General features: G+C 41.6%; 21 protein-coding genes and 1 tRNA gene. 12 read left to right on the top strand and 10 right to left on the bottom strand.

The window, feature by feature from the left end:
- Nucleotides 1-56: 56 nt before the first annotated feature.
- From prs to lolB, 3 genes are read right to left on the bottom strand one after another with little or no spacing between them, the layout of a single operon-like run.
- Nucleotides 57-1,004 carry a ribose-phosphate diphosphokinase gene (gene prs, locus ACU696_RS13910; protein WP_004910604.1) on the bottom strand — a complete coding sequence of 316 codons (948 nt, stop codon included), beginning with the start codon at nucleotides 1,002-1,004 and terminating at the stop codon, nucleotides 57-59.
- A 56-nt stretch (nucleotides 1,005-1,060) separates the two neighbouring features.
- Entirely contained in the window at nucleotides 1,061-1,936 is an 876-nt protein-coding gene (gene ispE / locus ACU696_RS13905; protein ID WP_109911298.1) for a 4-(cytidine 5'-diphospho)-2-C-methyl-D-erythritol kinase, read from the bottom strand.
- The gene (gene lolB, locus ACU696_RS13900) at nucleotides 1,933-2,589 is read right to left on the bottom strand and encodes a lipoprotein insertase outer membrane protein LolB (RefSeq protein ID WP_447343129.1); all 657 of its coding nucleotides are present in this window, start codon (nucleotides 2,587-2,589) and stop codon (nucleotides 1,933-1,935) included. Before lolB ends, ispE begins: the two co-directional genes overlap by 4 nt.
- 582 nt (nucleotides 2,590-3,171) lie before the next feature.
- Here lolB and hemA point away from each other — a divergent pair.
- The 7 genes from hemA to ACU696_RS13865 are packed head-to-tail and all read left to right on the top strand — an operon-like array spanning nucleotide 3,172 to nucleotide 9,784.
- Nucleotides 3,172-4,434, top strand: coding sequence for a glutamyl-tRNA reductase (gene hemA, locus ACU696_RS13895; protein ID WP_004910608.1), 1,263 nt, complete (start codon nucleotides 3,172-3,174; stop codon nucleotides 4,432-4,434).
- A gap of 31 nt (nucleotides 4,435-4,465) precedes the next feature.
- Nucleotides 4,466-5,548, top strand: a complete 1,083-nt coding sequence (gene prfA, locus ACU696_RS13890; protein WP_004264135.1) for a peptide chain release factor 1 — start codon at nucleotides 4,466-4,468, stop codon at nucleotides 5,546-5,548.
- Nucleotides 5,548-6,381, top strand: a complete 834-nt coding sequence (prmC, locus tag ACU696_RS13885; RefSeq protein WP_004910612.1) for a peptide chain release factor N(5)-glutamine methyltransferase — start codon at nucleotides 5,548-5,550, stop codon at nucleotides 6,379-6,381. The genes prfA and prmC overlap by 1 nt, the downstream gene beginning before the upstream one ends.
- Nucleotides 6,382-6,403: 22 nt before the next feature.
- A complete protein-coding gene (sirB1, locus tag ACU696_RS13880; protein ID WP_109911300.1) occupies nucleotides 6,404-7,213 on the top strand; it encodes an invasion regulator SirB1 in 810 nt (269 codons plus the stop codon).
- Nucleotides 7,214-7,259: 46 nt separating this feature from the next.
- Nucleotides 7,260-8,114 (top strand): 3-deoxy-8-phosphooctulonate synthase, encoded by an 855-nt coding sequence (kdsA, locus tag ACU696_RS13875; RefSeq protein ID WP_004255137.1) that lies wholly within the window; start codon nucleotides 7,260-7,262, stop codon nucleotides 8,112-8,114.
- A 12-nt stretch (nucleotides 8,115-8,126) separates the two neighbouring features.
- Nucleotides 8,127-9,029: a TIGR01212 family radical SAM protein gene (locus ACU696_RS13870; RefSeq protein ID WP_004910623.1), complete on the top strand. Its 903-nt coding sequence runs from the start codon at nucleotides 8,127-8,129 to the stop codon at nucleotides 9,027-9,029.
- 20 nt (nucleotides 9,030-9,049) lie between these two features.
- On the top strand, nucleotides 9,050-9,784 hold the full coding sequence (locus tag ACU696_RS13865; protein ID WP_109911301.1) for a tetratricopeptide repeat protein: 735 nt from the start codon (nucleotides 9,050-9,052) through the stop codon (nucleotides 9,782-9,784).
- Between the two features lie 51 nt (nucleotides 9,785-9,835).
- On the opposite strand, the gene dauA is transcribed toward ACU696_RS13865, so the two are convergent.
- The 6 genes from dauA to ACU696_RS13835 all read right to left on the bottom strand — a co-directional run bounded on the left by dauA (nucleotide 9,836) and on the right by ACU696_RS13835 (nucleotide 17,212).
- The gene (gene dauA / locus ACU696_RS13860; protein ID WP_109911302.1) at nucleotides 9,836-11,569 is read right to left on the bottom strand and encodes a C4-dicarboxylic acid transporter DauA; all 1,734 of its coding nucleotides are present in this window, start codon (nucleotides 11,567-11,569) and stop codon (nucleotides 9,836-9,838) included.
- 274 nt (nucleotides 11,570-11,843) lie between these two features.
- Nucleotides 11,844-12,233: a hypothetical protein gene (locus ACU696_RS13855; RefSeq protein ID WP_226537840.1), complete on the bottom strand. Its 390-nt coding sequence runs from the start codon at nucleotides 12,231-12,233 to the stop codon at nucleotides 11,844-11,846.
- The gene (locus ACU696_RS13850) at nucleotides 12,226-13,584 is read right to left on the bottom strand and encodes a phosphatase PAP2/dual specificity phosphatase family protein (RefSeq protein ID WP_117161960.1); all 1,359 of its coding nucleotides are present in this window, start codon (nucleotides 13,582-13,584) and stop codon (nucleotides 12,226-12,228) included. Before ACU696_RS13850 ends, ACU696_RS13855 begins: the two co-directional genes overlap by 8 nt.
- 181 nt (nucleotides 13,585-13,765) lie before the next feature.
- On the bottom strand, nucleotides 13,766-15,532 hold the full coding sequence (locus tag ACU696_RS13845) for a bifunctional alpha/beta hydrolase/class I SAM-dependent methyltransferase (RefSeq protein WP_198634925.1): 1,767 nt from the start codon (nucleotides 15,530-15,532) through the stop codon (nucleotides 13,766-13,768).
- Between the two features lie 9 nt (nucleotides 15,533-15,541).
- A complete protein-coding gene (locus tag ACU696_RS13840) occupies nucleotides 15,542-16,165 on the bottom strand; it encodes a CDP-alcohol phosphatidyltransferase family protein (RefSeq protein ID WP_110731898.1) in 624 nt (207 codons plus the stop codon).
- Between the two features lie 243 nt (nucleotides 16,166-16,408).
- Nucleotides 16,409-17,212, bottom strand: a complete 804-nt coding sequence (locus ACU696_RS13835; RefSeq protein ID WP_042851586.1) for a helix-turn-helix domain-containing protein — start codon at nucleotides 17,210-17,212, stop codon at nucleotides 16,409-16,411.
- Between the two features lie 153 nt (nucleotides 17,213-17,365).
- Between ACU696_RS13835 and ACU696_RS13830 the strand changes: the two genes are divergently transcribed.
- The 5 genes from ACU696_RS13830 (at nucleotide 17,366) to ACU696_RS13810 (ending at nucleotide 23,558) form a co-directional block, all read left to right on the top strand.
- Nucleotides 17,366-18,316 carry a 4-hydroxyproline epimerase gene (locus ACU696_RS13830; protein ID WP_196719530.1) on the top strand — a complete coding sequence of 317 codons (951 nt, stop codon included), beginning with the start codon at nucleotides 17,366-17,368 and terminating at the stop codon, nucleotides 18,314-18,316.
- 9 nt (nucleotides 18,317-18,325) lie between these two features.
- Nucleotides 18,326-19,573, top strand: a complete 1,248-nt coding sequence (locus tag ACU696_RS13825) for an NAD(P)/FAD-dependent oxidoreductase (RefSeq protein ID WP_196723371.1) — start codon at nucleotides 18,326-18,328, stop codon at nucleotides 19,571-19,573.
- A gap of 18 nt (nucleotides 19,574-19,591) precedes the next feature.
- Nucleotides 19,592-20,458 (top strand): 4-hydroxy-tetrahydrodipicolinate synthase, encoded by an 867-nt coding sequence (dapA, locus tag ACU696_RS13820; RefSeq protein WP_123382005.1) that lies wholly within the window; start codon nucleotides 19,592-19,594, stop codon nucleotides 20,456-20,458.
- Nucleotides 20,459-20,466: 8 nt separating this feature from the next.
- Nucleotides 20,467-21,951, top strand: coding sequence for an aldehyde dehydrogenase (locus ACU696_RS13815; protein WP_110731902.1), 1,485 nt, complete (start codon nucleotides 20,467-20,469; stop codon nucleotides 21,949-21,951).
- Nucleotides 21,952-22,037: 86 nt separating this feature from the next.
- Entirely contained in the window at nucleotides 22,038-23,558 is a 1,521-nt protein-coding gene (locus ACU696_RS13810) for an alanine/glycine:cation symporter family protein (protein ID WP_109911311.1), read from the top strand.
- Nucleotides 23,559-23,566: 8 nt separating this feature from the next.
- Here the strand turns inward: ACU696_RS13810 and ACU696_RS13805 are convergent.
- A tRNA-Ser gene (locus ACU696_RS13805) sits at nucleotides 23,567-23,654 on the bottom strand.
- Nucleotides 23,655-23,688: the final 34 nt, after the last annotated feature.

Below are 23,688 nucleotides of genomic sequence, written 5' to 3'. Positions count from 1 at the left end.
ATATTTTTTTGTGACTTTTTCATCACGGTTGAACGCTAAAATCCAATATTGGAGAATTAGTGTTCAAACATTGCTGAAATTGACTCTTCGTTACTAATACGACGGATAGCTTCAGCTAACATACCTGAAAGCGTTAAGGTGCGAACATTGCTCAGCGCTTTGATTTCAGGAGAAAGAGGAATAGTGTCACAAACAATGACTTCATCAATGACTGAATTTTTGATGTTGTCTACAGCATTACCTGAGAAAATCGGGTGTGTAGCGTATGCAAATACACGCTTCGCACCACGTTCTTTCAGTGCTTCTGCTGCTTTACACAGCGTACCACCGGTATCAATCATATCGTCCACTAAGATGCAATCACGACCTGAAACATCACCAATGATATGCATGACTTGAGAAACGTTCGCACGTGGGCGGCGTTTGTCAATAATGGCCATATCGGTGTCATTCAGGAGTTTTGCGATAGCTCTAGCACGTACCACGCCGCCGATGTCTGGAGATACAACGATTGGGTTTTCCAAATTCTTCTGTAACATATCTTCCAGAAGAATAGGGCTACCAAATACATTATCCACAGGAACATCAAAGAAGCCCTGGATCTGCTCTGCGTGTAAATCGACAGTGAGCACACGGTCTACACCTACACTTGACAGAAAATCGGCAACAACTTTAGCGGTGATTGGTACACGGGCAGAACGTACGCGACGATCCTGTCTTGCATAACCGAAGTAAGGGATAACAGCGGTAATACGACCAGCAGATGCACGGCGTAGGGCATCGACCATAACAACCAGTTCCATCAGGTTATCGTTGGTTGGTGCACAAGTTGACTGGATGATAAAAATATCACCACCGCGAACATTTTCATTAATTTGAACACTGACTTCGCCGTCGCTAAAACGACCAACAGCCGCGTCTCCAAGATTAGTGTAAAGGCGGTTAGCAACACGTTGTGCTAGTTCCGGTGTAGCGTTACCAGCAAAAAGCTTCATATCGGGCACGAGAAAAACCTCAGGCTTGCGTCCAGAGAGATATTGTTGACCAACAGCGACAAGGCTTATTGGTGCAATACACGGGTTATCCCAGCGCGGAACTTGTGCAGTGGGGAAACGTTAACGCCTTGAGCGACGAACCCTTGCACCCACGATGGGGCTTTATTTAACACCTGCAGGGCATCCGCTTGTGTTTCAAATTCAGAAAAAACACATGCGCCTGTTCCTGTAAGGCGAGACGGAGCATATTCTAACAGCCAAGAAACAAGCTGTTCAACCTCACGAAAACGTTTTCTTGCGATTGGTTCGCAGTCATTTGCGTACGGAGCCAGTAATAATGCGGCTAGGGAGCGTTTTGGAGAATTTCGATTTAATTGTGGATCTGTGAAGATCATCGGGGTTGATATTTCAATTCCGGGATGAGCCACCAAATACCATTTCTCTTTAGGGGAAGCTTTGGTTAAAATATCACCAACCCCTTCGGCAAAAGCTGCATGCCCACGAACAAACACAGGAACATCTGCTCCTAATGATGCGCCTAATTGCGCAAGGACTTCATCAGAAATCTGTGTTTTCCAGTGTTCGTTAAGCGCAATTAAGGTAGTTGCTGCGTTTGATGAGCCTCCACCAATACCACCGCCCATTGGTAATATTTTATGAATACGGACATCGGCACCTAGTGGGCCACTGTGTTGCAACGTATCGCGGCAATAGGATTGTAATAATCTAGCAGCCCGTAAAATTAGGTTTTTTTCGGGGGGAACCCCTTGCATATCCGTCAATAAATTCAACTGGTCGTCATCACGTGTTGTGATAGTGATTTCATCGCCATAATCGACAAATTGAAATAGAGTTTGTAACTCGTGATAGCCATCAGGGCGTTGGCCGGTGATGTACAAAAAAAGATTTAATTTTGCCGGAGAAGGCCATGTTAACGTCATTTTTTCAGTGTCCAACTATCCATTTTCAATTTGATAAGTCTATCCCCTTGGCGTAACTCGAGATAGTTTGGCAGCATTGGTGTTGTTTTGCTGTCATAGGAAATATAGTTGAGCTGCCATGTTTCACCATTGCTTTTAAACGTAACACTTTTTAGCAAGTGGTTTTCATCTAAGGTGAAATCTGTTGCACGTCCGGGCGAGCCAGTTAACCAAGCGGTTAGGTTATCAATTGGGATTTCCATACCAGTGAGCTGATAAATCAACTCGCTCGGCACGTCACTCATATGGGTTTGACCATCTTTGGTAGTTAATCGAGCTAAATCAGGTTCAACGGTAAGTTCAAGTTCGCGGCTACCTAATGGGTTGGTTAACAATAAACGGTATTTTTCCGGTGTATATTGTTGCCAGAAAAACTTAGCGTACGTTTTTGTTTCTCCTCCGTTATAGGCAAAGGAGCCCCGTGTTTGGTAGTCACGTAACTGACTTAATTCTTGTTGATGTGCTTTCCACTTAGCATCCGATGCGGAGCTGGTTCCTTTCGTGGTTGTTTGTGACGTTGTCACGCAAGCAGTTAGCAAGACGCATGAAAGTGGTAAGAGGCGAAAAAAGTGCTTATTTATGTGCATAAACGGTAAAGCTTGAGTTAATTGCATATCAAATCTCAAAGTTGTATTGGGCGCTGATAGCAGTCTCTATTGAGTTACTTGCATTTAAAGAGGTTTAGTTTAGCGCGATATGGCTATCTGAGTCATCTATTGCACTCGATGATATACCTAACCGATAAAAATCTGTAAGTGATTTACTGTTTGTATACAAATAACATAGTGCATTGACAGCGGGAATGGTTTTCTAAAGTGGCTATTAAACCAATCCAAGCTCGTCACCATTTGCTTTCTGTGCGAAATAATTGCATCCTCTATGCATCTTATCGCAGTTAATTTATCATTGTTAATAATGATATGGCTGATAATCAGTTTTATATAGTATAAATAAACGATAAAATTACGATCAGTTTTGACTGATAAAATCGCCATTACGTCTGTTATTTCGGTTTATTTTTTGGCATGGGTCATCTTTCTGAAGGATAGGCTTATGCAAACCGTAGAAAGAGAGACGCGGATCATCTACAATAGAACAATATAAATAACAGTATTGCTAAATTGGTAGGAAATACCCATCGAGCATAACTGAAAATAATTAGCACTGTAAGCAATGTGAGCAAGTCGTAAAGCACAATGACCTTATTAGCCTTAGGTATCAACCATAAAACAGCACCAGTAGCCCTGCGTGAGCGGGTAACGTTTGGTCCTGAAAAAATTGACCATGCACTTGAGGAACTTCTCAAACAGCCTCAAGTGAATGGTGGTGTTGTGCTGTCTACCTGTAATAGAACTGAGCTTTATTTGAGCCTTGAATCGCAAGAACAAGCTCAAGAACAGCTAGTAAAATGGCTGTGTGATTTTCATGGTATAACCCAAAAAGATTTACAACCGAGTCTCTATTGGCACCAAGACGACCGCGCGGTGAGTCACCTAATGCGTGTCGCTAGTGGCTTGGACTCACTTGTTTTGGGTGAACCACAAATATTAGGGCAAGTAAAAAAGGCGTTTGCGCTTTCACAAGGTAACCACTCGTTATCGAGCGAACTTGAGCGTCTTTTCCAGAAATCGTTTTCTGTTGCAAAACGTGTGCGCACAGAAACCGATATTGGCGCGAATGCAGTTTCTGTCGCATTTGCGGCTTGTACACTTGCCCGCCAAATATTTGAATCACTCAAACATTTAAACATCTTGTTAGTGGGTGCAGGGGAAACAATTGAACTTGTGGCGCGTCATTTACGTGAACATGGCGTACAAAAAATGATGATAGCTAACCGAACACGTGAACGGGCGGAGTTATTGGCCAATGAGGTCAATGCACAAGTCATTTCGTTATCAGATATTGATAACCGCTTAGCGGAAGCTGATATTGTCATTAGTTCAACGGCGAGTCCTTTACCTATTATAGGGAAAGGGATGGTCGAACGTGCAATGAAAATACGTCGTAGTAAGCCGATGTTATTAATTGATATTGCCGTTCCTCGAGATATCGAACAAGATGTTGAAAAATTAAGAGATGTTTATCTCTATACTGTGGATGATTTGGAATCTATCATTGCACAGAACCTTGCTCAGCGAAAAGCCGCAGCCGTTGAAGCTGAATATATTGTTGAGCAAGAAAGTAGCCACTTTATGGATTGGTTGCGCTCACAAGCGGCAGTGTCTACAATTCGCGATTATAGAGAACAAGCTGAGGCCATTCGGGCAAACATGACTGAAAAAGCGTTGACCGCTATCCGTCAAGGCGCAGACCCTGAGCAAGTGATCATGCAATTATCGCAACAATTAACCAACCGCCTTATTCACGCTCCAACCAAATCTTTGCAGCAAGCTGCAGGTAATGGGGATGTCGAGCGTCTAAATCTACTTAGGGACAGCCTAGGGCTGGACCATCAATAACCACATTTTAATCATAGGTCTTATATAACGAATGAAGCCTTCTATTGTCGCAAAACTAGAAGCATTACAAGAACGCTACGAAGAAATTGAAGCGCACCTTGCTGATGCAGGTGTAATTGCCGATCAAGACCGTTTTCGTGCTTTATCAAAAGAATATGCCCAATTATCTGATGTCGCTAAATGCTTTAGCGCATGGCGCACAGTACAGGATGACATCGAAACAGCTGAAATGTTGTTAGACGATCCTGAAATGAAAGAAATGGCTCAAGAAGAGCTTAAAGAAGCCAAAGCGCGCAATGAAGAGCTCGAACAGCAATTACAATTGTTGCTGCTTCCGAAAGATCCTGATGATGAATATAACTGTTTCGTTGAAATCCGTGCGGGTGCCGGGGGAGACGAAGCGGCAATTTTTGCGGGTGATTTATTCCGTATGTATAGCCGTTATGCAGAAAACAACCGCTGGCGCGTTGAATTAATGAGCACGAGCGATGGCGAACATGGCGGTTTTAAAGAAGTCATCGCGAAAATTTCCGGTGATAGCGTTTATGGTCGCTTAAAATTTGAGTCAGGTGGTCATCGTGTTCAACGTGTTCCCGAAACGGAATCTCAAGGCCGTATTCATACATCCGCTTGTACTGTAGCGATTTTACCTGAGCTGCCAGAAGCTGAATTACCTGAAATCAGCCCTGCGGATTTACGTATTGATACTTTCCGCTCATCGGGTGCGGGTGGGCAGCACGTTAACACCACCGATTCCGCAATACGTATTACCCATATTCCGACAGGCATTGTTGTTGAGTGCCAAGATGAACGTTCACAGCATAAAAACAAAGCGAAAGCGATGTCTGTATTAGGTGCGCGTATTCGCCAAGCCGAAATGGATAAACGCCAAGCTGCAGAAGCATCTGAACGTCGTAATCTGCTAGGTTCTGGTGACCGTTCTGACCGTATTCGTACCTATAATTTTCCGCAAGGTCGAGTAACTGACCACCGTATTAACTTAACGTTATACCGTTTGGATGAAGTGATGGAAGGAAAATTGGATTCACTTATCCAACCTATCATCAATGAATACCAGGCAGACCAACTTTCTGCGTTGTCTGAGCAGGAATAATGCAGTATATCGAATGGGTCAAGCAGGCAGTCAATCGGCTGTCTGCAAGTGACAGCGCGAAGCGAGATGCTGAAATTTTACTGGAGCATGTCACAGGTCGCAGCCGTACCTATCTTTTTGCATTTGGTGAGACAGAACTCAACGCTGAAGAATGCCAACAAGCTGAATGTCTTTTGCAACGCCGTGAGAAAGGTGAGCCTATTGCCTATATTATCGGTGAACGTGAGTTCTGGTCCCTTCCTCTTTACGTCTCTCCTGCGACATTAATACCTCGGCCAGATACCGAATGCATTGTTGAACAAGCCTTATCTAGGTTAACAGAGCAAAAAAATCAAATTTTAGATTTAGGTACTGGGACTGGGGCAATTGCACTAGCCTTGGCATCTGAAATGCCGCAAAGTCAGGTTATCGGTGTTGATTTTAACCCTGATGCAGTTGTTTTAGCACAACGAAATCAGCAGCGCTTGAATATTTCAAATGTCAATTTTATACAAAGTAATTGGTTTGCTTCACTATCAATTCAACAATTTGATATGATTATCAGTAATCCACCCTATATTGATGAAAATGATACGCATCTCAGCGAAGGTGATGTGCGATTTGAGCCATTAACCGCTCTAGTGGCTAAGAATGAAGGCTTAGCTGATTTAATGCATATCATTCAAGAATCTAAAAAATATCTTAAAAATCAAGGGTGGTTGCTTCTTGAGCATGGCTGGACACAAGGTCTTGCAGTGCGTGATTTATTTGAAGTACATGGGTACACCAAAATTGAGACCTGTCTTGATTATGGTGGAAGAGAGCGAATTTCACTCGGTCAATGGAATGGTTAAGTGGCATAGCAGTGGGAATGTAATGAAAACCATAGCGAATATAGAATTTAATCAACTCCCTTTAAGTGAAGGGATCATGACTGTTTCACAATGTATCCGTCATGATTTCCCGCTGATGAAAGTGCAAGCTCAGTTAGATAGCTTAGTCTCATCGGCCAAGTCTCGTATCGATTTAACCGCTGATAACGAAACAAAAATTCAGCAATTGGCCTCACTTTTTTACCAAGAGTGGTCATTTGGTCCAGCTGAAGGGATCTATTTGTTATCGGATATGCTGTGGCTAGACAAAGTATTGTCATCTAAGCAAGGTACGCCAGTGACACTCGGTGCTATTTTTTTATATATTGCCGAACGCCTTGATATTGCGATTTATCCCGCTATTTTCCCTACTCAATTATTATTTATTAGTGAAAGAAATGATGGCAGCCAATGGGTTATTAACCCTGTAAATGGCGAGTCTTTATCATTACACACGTTAAATTTGTGGCTCAAAGGAACCGTTGATCCTTTTTCTGAATTTTACTACGACCAACTTGAGACAGCAGAAAACAGCATTGTTATTCGTAAAATTTTTGACACACTCAAAGCTGCATTAATGGAAGAAAAAAAGATGGAGTTAGCGTTACGGGTTTGTGAAACGCTTTTGACTCTTGATCCTGAAGACCCTTACGAAATTCGTGACAGAGGGTTAATTCTTGCACACTTAGATTGTAATCATGTGGCATTGAGCGATCTCAATTATTTTATTGAACATTGCCCAGAAGACCCTGTCTCTGAAATGATTAAAATACAAATTTATTCGCTGGATAACCATCCAGTCGTATTACATTAATTAACATACAGGCCGATTTTCCTGTTTCAATATTAAAGGTAAGAGTATGCAACAGAAAGTAGTCAATATTGGTGATATCAATGTCGCGAACGACTTGCCGTTTGTGTTATTTGGTGGGATGAATGTATTAGAATCTCGCGATATGGCGATGAAAGTGTGTGAGCATTATGTCACAGTGACACAAAAGTTGGGGATTCCTTACGTATTTAAAGCGTCATTTGATAAAGCTAACCGCTCATCAATTCACTCTTACCGTGGTCCAGGTCTTGAAGAAGGAATGAAAATATTCCAAGAGTTGAAACAAACATTTGGCGTAAAAATCATTACGGATGTTCATGAGCCAGCACAAGCAGCCCCTGTTGCCGAAGTCGTTGATGTCATTCAATTACCAGCGTTCTTAGCCCGTCAAACGGACTTAGTTGCAGCAATGGCTAAAACAGATGCGGTAATTAATATCAAAAAACCTCAGTTTATCAGCCCAGGACAAATGGGAAATATCGTTGAGAAATTTATCGAAGGTGGTAACGATAAAATTATTCTTTGCGACCGTGGCGCAAACTTTGGTTATGACAACCTAGTTGTTGATATGCTTGGCTTTAATGTCATGGTTCAAGCATCAAAAGGCTGTCCTGTCATTTTCGACGTAACCCACGCATTGCAATGCCGCGACCCATTTGGTGCCGCATCTGGTGGCCGTCGTGGTCAAGTTGCTGAGCTGGCAAGAGCGGGAATGGCGGTTGGGATCGCAGGGTTATTTCTTGAAGCCCATCCAGACCCAGACAACGCGCGTTGCGATGGCCCATCAGCATTACCATTAGATAAGCTAGAACCATTCTTAAAGCAAATGAAAGCAATCGACGAGGTAGTAAAAAGCTTCCCTGAGTTAGATACAAGTCGCTAAGTTAGACGGTTTATGCAGCTCACCGAAGTCGTTTCTATGTTCGGCGCTGATTTACAGCGCCGATATGGTGAAAAAATTTATAAAATTACCTTACATGGTGGTTTTAATTGCCCAAACCGTGATGGCACCCTTGGGCGAGGCGGCTGCACCTTTTGTAATGTGGCCTCTTTTGCCGATGAAAGCCAATCTTCTAAAACCATCAGTGAACAAATTCACCAACAGATTACCCGAATTTCCCGCGCAAAACGTTATTTAGCTTATTTCCAAGCCTATACCAGTACTTACGCAGAAGTGAGTCTGCTAAAACAGCTCTATGAAGATGCTTTACAACAGGCTGATATTATTGGTTTATGTGTTGGAACGCGCCCTGATTGTGTTCCTGACGCGGTATTATCTTTATTGAGTTGTTATCAGCAACAAGGGTATGAAATATGGCTTGAGCTAGGTTTACAAAGTGCTCATGATAAAACGCTACATCGTATTAATCGCGGCCATGGTTTTGATGCATACCAACAAACAACGCAAAAAGCGCGTAGTCTTGGATTAAAAGTTTGTACGCATTTGATTTGTGGGCTACCCGGTGAAAATGCCCAAATGAATATGCAAACATTGGATAAAGTACTTGAGTGTGGAACGGATGGCATCAAACTTCACCCGTTACATATTGTTGAAGGTAGTGTAATGGCAAAAAGTTGGCGAGCAGGGCGCTTGGCAACACTTTCTCTTGATGAATATACCCAAATTGCCGGTGAAATGGTGCGTCATACACCAACTGACATTGTCTACCACCGTATTAGTGCCAGTGCAAGAAAACCTACGTTACTCGCCCCGAGCTGGTGTGAAAACCATTGGGTAGGAATGAATAACTTATATCAATACTTCTTAAAATGGGGTGGCCAAGGCTCTGCGCTTTGACTTCTTTAATGAGAATAATTATGAAATCAAACTTTTATAAAGCTATTATCGTTTCATCCCTCATTACGTTTTCTTTTCAAGCTACCGCTCAACTTGATATTACCCCTGAAGATAAACAAAAATTTGTACAAACTCATCAAAAAGCAACGAAGAAAGATACCCTTGCTCAGTATCAGCTGGCTCAAATGTATTTTTCCGGTTTAGGTGTTCTACAAAATCTTAATAGTGCGCGTTTATGGGCAAACGAAGCCGCAAAAAATGGTAATGCAGATGCTTATGCGTTATTAGCGGATATTAATCTATTAAGTGATAGTTACTTTTCACAGGAATTAGTTGATGCACGTAAATACGCGATTAAAGCGGTTGAAATGGGTAGTACACGTGGAAAAATCAGTTTAGCAGAGTCATTGATAAACCCAATTGCAGGTAAAACGGACTATCAACAGTCTATAGAACTTCTCAATGAAGTTAATGCGCTAAATAACCCAGACTATTTTATTGCTCCAATTTTGCTTGGCGTTATCTACCTAGATGGCCAAGGTGTCGCAAAAGATGAAAAGCAAGCACAACAATGGTTTGATAAGGCTAATGAGATGACTTATCCAGGGTATGCAGAATGGATGGCTGCATTTAGATTTTCTGAAGATAACACAGGAACGGTGGCTATCGACCCAGCAAAAGCAAAAAAATTAAGGGTAATAGCTTGCGAAAAAGGGAAAGAAGCAGGGAATGAAATGTTTTGCTTCAATGAGTAACAGTTAAACCGCCATGTAAAATAACATGGCGGTTTAGTTAAGGGACTTAAATTAAGACGCTGTTGTTGCCTTTTCTGTGTCGATAGAACTCGCCTGTTCGATAGCCTTAACAGCTTCAAGTGCATGATCTATTGAATTATAAAAACTTAACACGCCTTCAATCGGTGTCACTTTCGCTCTTGCCAAAGTTTTTAATGGCTGGAACGGAATGTCACAAACTAAGACATGGGTATCTTTGCGTACGGCATCGATGAATTTTTCGAAAGCTTCTAAGCCACCCGCATCTAAGACCGGTACAGCGTCCCATTGCATAATGATGGTTTCATAACCTGCGCTTTTGACACGTAATTCATCAAAAATACGCTCGGCAGCAGCGAAAAATAATGGGCCGTTTATTCTTACGACTAAACGGCTTCGCTCTTCATCTGTTTCTGCTAATTGTGTTGAACGGGTCATATTGGCAATACGTCGCATAAACAATAATGACGCGAGAACAATCCCGACAGTAATAGCAATAACCATATCAAATAGAACAGTTAGAGACATACATAGCACTAATACAATAATGTCATCTTTTGGCGCGCGTTTAATCAGGTAAACGACTTTACCCGCCGCACTCATGTTCCAAGCTACAATCAATAATAATGCAGACATGGCGGCTAATGGCAAATAAGAGAGCATTGGAGCAAGAACTAATAATGTAAGTATCACCAATATTGAGTGAATAATCGCAGAAATGGGGGATGTTGCACCTGCGCGAACGTTAGCTGCAGAGCGGGCTATTGCAGCGGTTGCTGTGATCCCACCAAAAAAAGGCGCCGCAATGTTCCCCACACCTTGGCCAATAAGTTCACTATTGGAATGGTGTTTGGTTCCTGTCATGTTGTCCAATACTACGGCACATAGTAGTGATTCAATCGCACCAAGCACTGCCATAGAAAATGCAGCGGGCATTAATGCGGTGATCATCGCCCAATTAATTGGCGCACTTCCAGGGAGTTCCCATGGCAAAATAAACTGCGGTAGGATAGGGGGAATACCATTACCTTCAGTGCCATCAGGCAATAAATAGCTAAATTCAGATCCAATAGTCGCGACTTCCATGCCAAATAATGAAAGCACCCACATGACGAAAGTCCCGACAATAAGGGCTGGTAAATGGCCGGGAAATCTTAATTTTAATTTAGGCCAGAAGATAAGCACCAAAAGAGTTGAAAGCCCAATTAGTGTGTCGCTGTATTGAAACGTGGGGAATGTATTACCAATAGCAATTAGCTTATCAACATAGTTTTCTGGGACATGCACCATTTGCAAGCCAAAAAAATCTTTAATTTGCATTGTGGCAATGGTAATAGCTATCCCCGAAGTAAAGCCTAATGTGACTGAAACAGGGATATATTCAATAAACTTACCAAAGCGGGCAAACCCCATGGCAAGGAGTATGACACCGGACATTAGGGTAGCGACTAATAACCCACTCAACCCAAATTGCTGTGAAACAGGGTAGAGGATCACCACAAAAGCTGCGGTGGGGCCAGAAACGCTATAACGAGACCCACCTGTTATCGCAATGACGATACCTGCAATAGCCGCGGTATATAGCCCATATTGGGGGGGAACGCCACTTGCAATAGCTAAAGCCATTGCGAGCGGAATAGCGATAATACCCACGGTAATACCCGCGATTAAATCCTTAATAAAGCGAGTAGCCGTATATTTTTCTTTCCAACAAGAATCTATTAGCGCACTAAAAGGGCGCAACCTATTAATTTTTTTTGTACTCATTATACCCTACCAAATAACAGGGTGAAAAATAAACGAAATATGTACCTATAAGGATACGCTTAGTAACTTGAAAAAAATCTGTTATGTATCAATGAATCTGCAATTATCATAACGTTTTCAGTAACAAAAGTAAAAAACCGTTATATTATAAAGAAAAACAGTTAGAATACATTTTATATGGCTACTTTTTAGTTTTAGGTATACATATATGCAATAGCAATCTTATTTTTTGAACTGTAAATATAAATAATAGTACTGGTTAATGCTTAATTAATTAACTAGTTATTATTGCGACCAATAACCCTATCCATTGCAGTAGTACTAACCCAAGTGCATGGGTGAAAAGACGTTTAGTCCCAAACCACCTTTGCTGCATCGTGCGGTGTTTGATTTTGTTCGGAAATAAAAAATTTAATGCATTATCAAAATGTTCTGTTTCATTATGTGTGTAGATAATTTTAAAAAAATGGTTATCTAGCCACAGGCGATATATATAATACTGGCAAACTATAAATATAATTATATTGGTGAATAAAATATATTTAGGGTAATTAGAATAGAAATACAAAGCAAATTGACAAAATAATGCCAATACAGACCCAGTAGCAAAATAACGCCAACTATGCGTTAAAATAGTGATAACGTCACCTTGTTGTTTATTCATCAATGTATTCATTATTCACTCGACTTATATGGTAATCGGCATACCAATTATTCAGTTGTTGTATCGTTGCTGCATTTAAAATTACTTGTGGGCGAGCATGTTCAACTAATGCTACGGCTTCTTCTATGTTTTTTGCATCGCCATGATGTACCAACCATGCAACAGCAACAGTTGCACTTCGTGAATAACCTAATTTGCAATGAATGTATACCGCCCCATGTTTTACCAGTGTATCCATAGTATGGACTGACTTTTCGATATCTTCCGCGCTTAGTGGTAACAAATCAATTTGCGGTTGGCTACAATATTTCAGCTCTTTGCTGTAAGAATTGCGAGGCCATTCGCAAGTCATATCTAACACAGCTTGAGTTTGCAAAGCGTAAAGTGGGCGCCCTCCCAAAACAATGTGTTTATTAACAATACTGGGTTGTGCGCAGTGTTTAGCGAAGTAATGATAGGTTCCCCAAGCAATCAGCCGGTATGGTAGTAACAAAATAGCGGCAGAAGGGGAAATATTCCCTTCAGGTGTTTTTTGGAAAACGCTAGCACCAGCGCCTAAATAGCCAAGGGTAATAAAAAAGAGGGCGACAGCGGGCCATAATAGTAACCAAGCGAATCCTTGGAAGATAAACGCAAGAATAAAGCAAGCAAGAGAGCCTATGCCATAGTTTTTGCTCATTTTAAAACTGCGAGGTGAGCCAGTGTAATGCCATTGCCAGTGAGTTTGTATAGGAAGTAAATAACTAATTAATATGCCAACGGCAAAGCCGGTGACGACATCAATAAAGTGGTGCTGCCAAGTCGTCAATACGGACAGGAGAATGAGTATCGACCAACTATGAAGCAACCAGCGCCATTTTGTTGGTGTATGCGCTCGAAAACGTAACCATAAGATCCACAATAAAATAATATGTAATGAAGGGGCTTGGTTAAAGGGAAGATCAAATAATTCTAGACTGTCAAACATCCAGCCAAATAGGCCATCAGTGCTTGGTCGAGGGAAACTAAACTTAAGTGGAAATAGTAAAAAACCAATACAAGCGACAATCGAAGCCGTGATGAGCCGTAAGCCATGGATCGATTGTTCTTTACGGGTTGTGCAAATAAATAAAGATAACCCATAAAAAAGGTCAATGCTCCAATAGGGAATGATAGACCAAGGGAGAAATGGAATATGGGTTTCCCAAGAAAAAACGATAGAAGGAACCTGGCCTAACGTTGCGGTATACGTATTGACTTGGCCATAAGTTAGGAAGAAAAAAGGTGCTAGAAAAACTAGCCATAGCAAACCAGAGCGTATTATTTGGCGTCGAGATACAGCCTGTTGAGGTTTGCGAGTTGCGGTTATCATCCTTTATCCTATTCCTTTAAATGGCAACGAACTGGCGGTGATATCAGTAAATGATTAGGGAAACAAATAACGCTAAGCAGCATAGGTGCTTTGCGGGCAATAAACAATGGCTATCACCTAAAGTTGAAGTTAGTGATTGATGCCAACAATGTGGCATCAATCACAATGCGAGATAAATAGACTAACGTCGTCTAGCTATGGATACGCTGAATATTCCCCAGTTATCAATTAATTGGTTTAGTTTTTCAAAGCCCGCGTCTTCAACTAATGTATCCATTTCGCCTTGGCTACGACAACGCATAACCCATGCTTGGCCACCTTGGTGGCTTGGTAGTACCCGAGCAATCATTTCAACTTGAGGGTGCCATGGCTGGCAAGTATAAATTAATAGCCCGCCAGGAGGGATAGCTCGAGAAAGTCCATTTAATGAAGCGTTTATCATTTCATTACTGGGGAACAGTTCATACAAACCACTGACAATGCCAATTGTTGGAGAGGGTGAAACCGCGGCTAAATCATCGGCGTCAAAAGCATTGCCTTCAGTAAATTGAATTTTATCTTCAAGATAACGTTCCTTAATATGTAATTGTCCTTGCTCAACATTGATAGGGCTATAGTCTCTTAATAGGACAGACTCAACTTTGCTATAATCATTAATTGCATCAAAGATATAACGACCTTGGCCTGCGGCAATATCCATAATTCGAACCGGGATACCTGTCTCCGTGAGGTCACGTATCGCTTGCCGAATAATATTTTCAATATTCACTTTGCGTTGGCGTATTCCTTGCCAGCCTATGCTGTTGAGATACTGCCTATCAATCACACGGCCAAATAAGCCTTTACCTTGGGCTTTGTCGCGGTATACGTAATCGAGAGTTGAACCTGAATCAAACCCTTTGTCATAACCAATGCAAATACCTTCAGAAGCTTTACCTAGTGTACTCATTGATTTGCTCATAATTTTATAAGCAAGATTTTTAGGGCACCATTTAGGCAAAGGAGTCATGAGCGAACGATATTTTTCAGCACTGACACTCCAGATATCTTCATATTGATAATTATGTTGGTAGCGCGGTAAGGCGAATAATTTCCCAATAAAATCACGAATTTTTTCAATTGGGATATGGCGTTCTTTTTCACCTAATGTGTCGTGGTAAAAACCGGGTAATATATGTTTTTCTTTTATTGGGGTATTTAATCTTTCAAAAAACTGATGTTGAGGTCGATGGTGGACAACGTGGTCACTACCTGAAATAAATAATTGAGTTGGTAAGGTAATTGCACCTGCATCAGCCACTACACGTTCAGCTGTTTTATATAATTCAAGTAAAATATTGACGGCAATAGGGCGAGTGATCAATGGATCGCGATTAAACGAATCAATTCGTTGTTCATCATGAGTCAGAAATTTAGCTTTGACATAGGAATTCACATAGAACAAACCGCGAGCCTTTTGCATTAAAGCAAGCCCTGTCCGGGCAAATGGGACATACAATTTAACCTTAAATGCAGGAGAGGCGAGTACCATCCCACGAATTTTGGGGGCGTAATCATGAACCCAAGCGGAGACAAGGACGGCACCAACACTTTGTCCGATAACAATGATATTTTCTAAGGGAATATTATATTGGGAGGAAATGTGACGTACGAATTCATCGACATCATTGACAGATGTGCTTAGTGAAGGGCTATAACCTCGCGGGCCATCATTTTTACCATGACCACGGGCATCCCATGCAAACATCGCATAGTCAGGTAAATTGAGTTCATCGACTAAATGGGCGACACGGCCAGAATGTTCATGGCCACGATGAAATAAAATAATCGCTTTGTTGGTCGAAGTCTCTGTTGGCCAATGTCGATAAAAAAGAGAAGTATGGTCACTGGTGGTAAATTGGGACTCAATAACGGGACGTTGCGTCAGATAATCTGTCTGAGCGTTCATAATTCTTCCTTAATTATTATTCGCCGATGTAGATAATTCACAAAGTGCACGACGAATACGGTTATAGCAAGTATAAAACAGCAACAAAGTTAAAAGGATAAACAGATAACTTATCCAACTAGAAAATATAATTTGCGGGAAAATACTGACAAGCAGCCCTAACGCACCGAAAATAAAGGCTCGATCACTTTTACCAATAGGGCCGTCATAGCGACGAGACGCACCAATTGCTTGAGTGATAACACCAATAAATTCAGTAAGTAGCGTAAGAAATAGAATGAATAAAATAAGCCAAAATACTTGAGGGAAAATAACCGCAAATGGTAGGTATAGTGCGATATCTGAAATAACATCACCAAGCTCATTCAGGATTGCACCAAGGTGGCTTTTTTGGTTGTGCTCCCTTGCTAACATGCCATCAATCGCATTGAGTGCCATACGAATAAACAGTACGAAAGGTAATAAAATAAACAGGTGTGGGTTTGGAATGAACAGTAATAGCATTCCGCAGATCACAGACAAAAGTAAAGCTGCCAAAGTGACTTGATTAGCCGTCACACCCGCACTAAATAGCTTACGAACAATTGGACGAAGAAGATCTTGAAATTTAGGTTTCAGATCGTAAATGGTCATTGAGTATTCCTTTCTCGTCACCGCACTTAGATGCAGCATTGGGATATATCAATACCCGATTGATGGATGTCTGCAATAAGAGCTATCTTAAGTTAGGAAATAACCAAGGGAAGTTATTTAGTAATTATATCGAAGATACTGCGGTAATTATTTGAATAAACGGCCAAAAAGCACTTCATAAAATCTAAAGAGAATGAATTTATCGGTATTAAGGAAAAACGGGTTAACCAATATGATACTCAGTCAGGCCAATATCCTTTGTTTATCGATTTTTGAACGCATTCGTTTAAATTGGCTAGGTGTCATGGTGGTCATTTCTTTGAATTTTCGGCAGAAAGCGCTGTGATCAGCATAAGCACACTTACTGGAAATTTCAGTAATTGAAAAATCATCTTCGAGCAGTTCAATCGCATGTTCAAGGCGCATTTTTTGAATATATTGTTGAGGGGTTATCAAAAAAATAGCTTTAAACTGGCGGTTTAATTGAGAAAGCGAGAGGCCAGATATGTCAGCAAGAGTTGTCATTTTTATTGCGGTATCGAAATGCTCACTAATATAGCGTTCAACACGGCTAAGTTGGTTGTTTAGCTTAGGGCTGACCGATTTAACATCTTGTAAATCCACTGAAATACCTGCAACTCCAATAACTTGGTTACGTGTATTAAAAATAGGAACCTTAGTTGTTAAACACCATCCCAACAAACCCGCTTTATACAGGTGAAGTTCAAGTTTATTAATGACGCTAATTTTTTTCTCCATCACTAAATAATCTTGAGAACTATAGCTTTGGCCTAGTTCCGAATGAAAAATATCCTCAGCACATTTACCAACCAGATGATTAACGCTATCGATTTTACAACGGGTGGCTAAATTATCATTGGCCAAAACATACTTTGCATTATGGTCTTTCACAAAGAAAGTCACATTCGGCAAGGTATTAATGAGGGGCATCACTAAGCCTAAATGATTTAATAGAACATCAATATTATCAACAGGAAACAGCATGTTCTCCTGACTAATCAATAACAATTTATTTAGATTGATCATGCTGCGCTCCGAAATATTAAATTAATTTTACTAGTTCTGTTAAATATTTTTAGATTGTGCAGAAAAGCGCATAAGTTTGTTAGAAAGATATCAAGAGTTGTTAACAAAAATCAAGCATTCTATTAACAACGATAATAGATAGGATGCTAACCAATGCAATATCAATATACCAAAATTGAAGTTATCGATTCCCATACTGCAGGTGAGCCAACTCGGCTCGTTATCGACGGATTCCCTGATTTAGGGCAGCAAAGCATCGCATCAAGACTGGAGATATTACGCCATCAACATGATGTATGGCGTAAAACCACCATTTTAGAGCCACGAGGTAATGATATTTTAGTGGGGGCACTATTGTGTAAACCACAAAACCCAGCAGCAGCAGCCGGTGTGATTTTTTTTAACAATCAAAGTTACTTGGGAATGTGTGGCCATGGCACTATCGGTTTAGTGGCTTCATTGCATTTTCTCGGTCATATCACTTTCGGTAAACATCTTATCGAAACCCCGGTAGGGGATGTTACGGCTCATTTACATCAAGATGGCAGTGTGAGTATTCAGAATGTTTATTCATATCGTTATCGCAAAGCGGTACAAGTTAATGTTCCAGAACTCGGTACCATTGCCGGGGATATTGCTTGGGGCGGAAATTGGTTCTTTCTTGTTGATAAGTCACCAGTCGCTATTGATTACGAAAACATTAAATTACTGACAGAAGTCAGTTTAAAGATTAAACAAGCCTTATCCGATCAAGGTATTTACGGTAAAGATGGCCAAGAAATTGACCATATCGAATTATTCGGTACACACCCCGAAGCCAATAGCCAAAGTTTTGTTTTATGCCCAGGCGGCGCTTATGACCGCTCCCCTTGTGGAACAGGAACAAGTGCCAAACTTGCCTGTTTAGCCGCGGATAAAAAGCTGGCGGCAGGTGAAATCTGGCATCAAGCCAGTGTGATTGGCAGCCAATTTCAGGCCAGTTTTCAACAGGCTGATGAAAACGGCATTATTCCGACTATTCGCGGGCATGCCTATATCAGTGGGAAAAATACCTTATTGATAGATGAACAAGATCCATTTCGTTTTGGAATTTCAGTGGCATAGGGGAATGAAATGGAACGCAAATATCCAGTGATTGTAGTGGGTGGCGGCATTATTGGTCTGAGTATTGCACTGACAGTGCAAGCTAATGGGTCACAAGTGCTGTTGCTTGATAAACATGAAATTGGCCAAGGTGCTTCATTTGGTAACGCAGGGCATATTGCGACAGAACAAGTTTTTCCGATTGCGGATCCGAGCGTTTTAAAATCAATTCCGAAAATGTTATTTGATCCACTAGGCCCTTTGCGTCTGGATTGGCGCTATTTATTACCGCTAACACCTTGGTTAATAAAATTATTGGGTAACATGCGCCATAAGCCTTTTACCCATATTCATCACACATTGATGACACTAAATAGTGCCGCTTTCGATTCATGGCAAGCATTTATTCAGAAATGGCAATTAAATGAGCTTGTCAAAATGAAGGGTTCACTATTGGTGGCAGAAAAAAAAGAGACGCTCGATAAGCTAAGCCAGCACAGTGAGTACCTGCAACGTATTGGTATGGCTAATCAATTGATTGATCAAGATACGCTATTAACGCGCGAACCTGCTTTATCTGAAAGCCAAATCGGTGGCATTTTTTATCCCGATACAGGCCATGTTGTGAATTTATGTGCATTACACCAAAAACTGACAGAAGCTTTTATCGCTGCGGGTGGGCAGATATTAACCCACTGTGAAGTAACAGAAATCACATCAACGTCGAATCAACAAGCGATATTGACAACCACTCAAGGGCAGTTTACAGGACAAAAAATAGTGATTGCAGGGGGCGCATTCTCTAAATCGCTAGTCAAAATGGTGAGTCGTATCAAAGTGCCACTTGAAACTGAGCGTGGTTATCATTTGATGTTGCCCCATGAATTAGGTCGATTATCGATACCAGTATCAAGTATGGATAGGCGTTTTATAATGACGCCAATGTCTCAAGGGCTACGCCTCGCAGGAACCGTAGAATACGCAGGGTTAAAACGTCCTGCGAATATGCAGCGAGCTCAACATTTTCTCCCGTTAGCACAACCTATGCTAAAGGAAACATTAAATAGCCAACAATCTACATCATGGATGGGGTTTCGCCCATCTACGTCTGATTCATTACCAATTTTAGACCATAAAGGCCCCTATATTTTTGCATTCGGTCACCAACACTTGGGGCTAACCCAAGCGGCGATCACCGCAGATATTGTGAATAGTTTTATCCATCATCAGCCGACAAGTATCGACTGTACCCCTTTTTCCATTGAACGATTTCTTTAATTTTGAGGAGAATTCAAAATGAATTTCCATGGCATTCTTGTTCCATTAGTGACCCCATTTCATGATGATTTAACATTAAATGTCAGTGCGCTTGCTGAATTAACTGAAAAACTTATTGAGCGGGGTGTGACGGGTTTAGTGGTTTGTGGGACAACTGGGGAGTATTACGCATTAAACGAAGATGAACGTAAGACCGTGCTGTCAACCGTTTGCAAAATTGCCAAAGGGCGAGTGACATTAATTGCGGGTATTAATGATTTATCAACTGAGGGGGCTATTGCACGTGCGAAACAAGCTCAAGAACTCGGTTATGAAGGGTTAATGCTGTCTCCACCGCCATATAGTTTGCCGGACCAGCAAGGTGTATTTGCCCACTATGAAAAAGTCGCAAAATCAACACCATTACCCATAATTATGTACAATTTTCCAGCTCGGATTGGTATTGAAATTGACATTGAAACGGTTATTAAGCTAGCCGAAATTGACAATATTGTCGCTATCAAAGAAAGCAGTGGAAACTTTAGCCGAGCACTGCACTTATTACAAACACCATTCAAAAATTTTGAGGTCATTTGTGGTTGTGATGACCAACCAGTGGATTTCTTCTTTTGGGGTTCCAAAAGTTGGATTGCGGGAGCTGGTAATGTATACCCAGCAGAGCAAGTTGCTATTTTTAATGCCGCGCAAGCGGGTGACTGGCAACAAGCCAAGCAGATTATGAATGAAATTTACCCTGCGATTTACTCAATGGAATCAGGTGATTATAACCAAAAAGCCAAGGCGGGTTGCTTGAATGGCACATTCAATGTCGGCCCGGTTCGTTTGCCTCTGTCAAATCTAGCGTCTCAAGAACGCGATGATTTTATTAAATTAATTAAGCGCTAGGGGGGAATATGACTCTTACCCAGCAGCAGGTATTTGAACGCGCAAAACAAGGAAAACTGTGGGCGGGCAATTTAATTGCAGGGCACCCAGAACAGCAAAATAGACTAGAAAACCGGACCCCAATCGACAACAGCATTATTGGTTTTATTGCAGATGGTGATGAGAGCGATATTAATGCCGCGGTACAGGTGGCGCGTGACACGTTTAATCAAGGTGAATGGCGCGGGTTATCGCCGCAAGAACGTAAAGCTATCATGCTTAAATGGGCTAATCTGATTGAAAAACACAGTGAAGAACTTGCGGCGCTAGACTGTATTGATGCAGGTAAGCCTATCACCGAATGCTTAAATACCGATTTGCCCGCAACGATTGACACCTTTTATTGGTATGCCGAAGCGATTGATAAACTGTTTGGCAAAATTGCACCAACCAGTCATCAAGAGTTGGGGTTAATAGTGCATGAGCCTATTGGTGTGGTGGGGGCGGTATTACCGTGGAATTTCCCTGCTCAAATGTTTGCGTGGAAAGTAGCTCCAGCTCTTGCTGTAGGCAATTCGGTGATTGTGAAACCTGCCGAACTAACCTCATTAAGCGCGCATCGTATGGTGGAACTGGCCTATGAGGCGGGTATTCCTAAAGGTGCATTAAGTCTAGTTTGTGGATTAGGTGAAAAAGTCGGGGAAGCGCTTGGCCGCCATCATGATGTTGATATGGTGTCATTTACCGGTTCAACAGATGTGGGACGCTTATTTTTAAAATATTCCGCCGAAAGTAACTTAAAAGAAATTGTACTCGAATGTGGCGGTAAAAGCCCGCAAGTGGTGTTTGAAGATGCGAATATTGAAGCCGCAATTCCACATATTATGGCGGCGGCTTTCTGGAATATGAGTGAAAACTGCAGCTGTGGTTCTCGCTTAATTGTGCACGAAAGCATCAAAAAAATACTATTAGAGAAGCTTGCCGTCGCCGTTAAAGAATGGAAAGTCGGAGACCCAAGGCAAGCAGATATTTCAATTGGGCCAATGGTCGAACAGGCTCATTTTGAGAAAGTAAAATCCTTTTTAGATATCACGTTAAAAGAGGGAGGAAAATTAGTTGCGGGTGGAAAAATTCATCATGAATTGGGGGCGGGATGGTATATCGAACCGACAATTTTTGATGAAGTCACGCCTGAAATGTCGCTATTTAAGCATGAAGTTTTTGGCCCTATTTTAGCCGTCACATCGTTTAAAACTGATGATGAAGCGGTTGCTTTAGCTAATGACACTCAATATGGCTTAGCGGCTTCATTTTATAGCCAAAATATTCACCGAGCCATGCAAATTGCACAGCGTATTAATGCGGGTACTGTTTCAGTCAATGGCTTTAGTGAGGGCAATATTACAACGCCGTTTGGTGGTTTTCGTCAATCAGGTTTTGGCGGTAAAGACAACGGGTTAGAGGCATTTGAACAATATACTCAAACGAAGGTTATCTGGTTTATCCATCAGTAAAACGTTGGCCTGAGCCCCTAGTGGACTCAGGTTTTTTTTTACCCTGCAAATACAAATAAACAATTACAATAACGAAGGAGTACAAAATGGAAGCCATCGTTAATACAATCGTTGGTTACATCTGGGGTAATGCATTAGTAGTATTATCGCTAGGTGTTGGGCTCTATTTTACATTAGCAACTCGTGGTGTGCAGTTTCGCTATCTTATTAAAATGGTCTGTTTGTTAAAGGAAAATAAAGCGTCAAAAGAAGGAATTTCCTCCTTCCAAGCATTCTGTTTAGCATTATCAGGGCGAGTTGGGGTGGGTAATATCGCCGGTGTAGCGACGGCCATTGCCGCGGGTGGTCCTGGGGCGATTTTCTGGATGGTTGTCATGGGGTTATTAGGCGGAGCAAGTGCGTTTATCGAATCAACACTCGCTCAAATATACAAGCAGCGCTCTGATGGTCAATACCGTGGCGGTTCGCCTTACTATATCGAGAAAGGGTTAAAATTGAAGCCATTTGCCATTATGGTAGCTGCTGTTATTTGCCTATCTTATGGTGTACTAGTTCCGGGTATTCAAGCCAATACCATAGCTGACTCCTTTCAAACTTCATTCAACTTACCCCCAATTGCGACAGGCGGCATTGTGACAGTGCTGATGGCATGGCTAATCTTTGGCGGTGTAAAACGTATTGCGAGTGCTGCGGATAAAATCGTGCCAATTATGGCGTTAGCGTATATCGTCATGATGGTGATCATCTTAGGTAGCCATTACGAACAAGTGCCGGGAATGTTCAGTTTAATTTTCCGCAGCGCGATGGGAATGGATGCCGTATTCGGCGGTATTGTTGGTACGGCTGTTTCATGGGGTGTACGCCGTGCGGTTTTTTCCAACGTAGCAGGGGCGGGTGAAGCTACATTTAGCTCTGCGGCAGCCGAGGTAAGCCATCCTGTAAAACAAGGGTTAATTCAAGCATTTTCAATTTACATTGATACTGTTGTTGTGTGTACAGCATCAGGTCTAATGATCCTTGTCACGAATATGTATAACGTTTTTCCAGACGGTTCGGCAACGGCCTTAGTTGAGTACGTTCCAGGGGTTGCTGCGGGAACCGCATGGACACAAATGGCGGTATCAACAGTCTTTACTTCCGCAGGGTCGGGATTCGTCTCAATCGCCGTATTTTTATTCGCATTCACAACATTGATGGCCTATTACTATATTGCAGAAACCACAATTGTTTACCTTGATAGAAAATTACGTTACCCCATTCTAAAACTGATACTAAAGTTTGTATTTTTGATTATTGTTTTTATGGGAAGTGTTCAGTCTGTCAGTTTAATGTGGAGCCTTGGCGATATTGGGTTCGGTAGTATGAGTTATCTTAATCTTATCGCCATTGTCTTCTTATCAAAACCGGCGCTACGGGCACTTCGTGACTTTGAACGGCAGGAAAAATTAGGTGTTGATCCAGTGTTTGACCCGAAAGTGGCTGGAATAGAAAATGCAGAACTTTGGGAAGATATTAGCCGTGAATACCATGCGCAAGGAATAGGTATAGAACCGAAAGAGAAACAAAATAAAGGGATGGTATATCAAGAAGAAGAAGGTAAAAACTAGAAGAAAAATGGCGGTGAGGGAGGGATTCGAACCCTCGATACGTTGCCGTATACACACTTTCCAGGCGTGCTCCTTCAGCCTCTCGGACACCTCACCGTTTTTCTAAATCTGTTGTGGAGTAGGGAATAAA

Source organism: Providencia sp. PROV_01 (genome assembly GCF_053098325.1).
The sequence above is the reverse complement of the archived record's forward strand: the minus strand, read 5'-3'. Positions and strand labels throughout refer to the sequence as shown.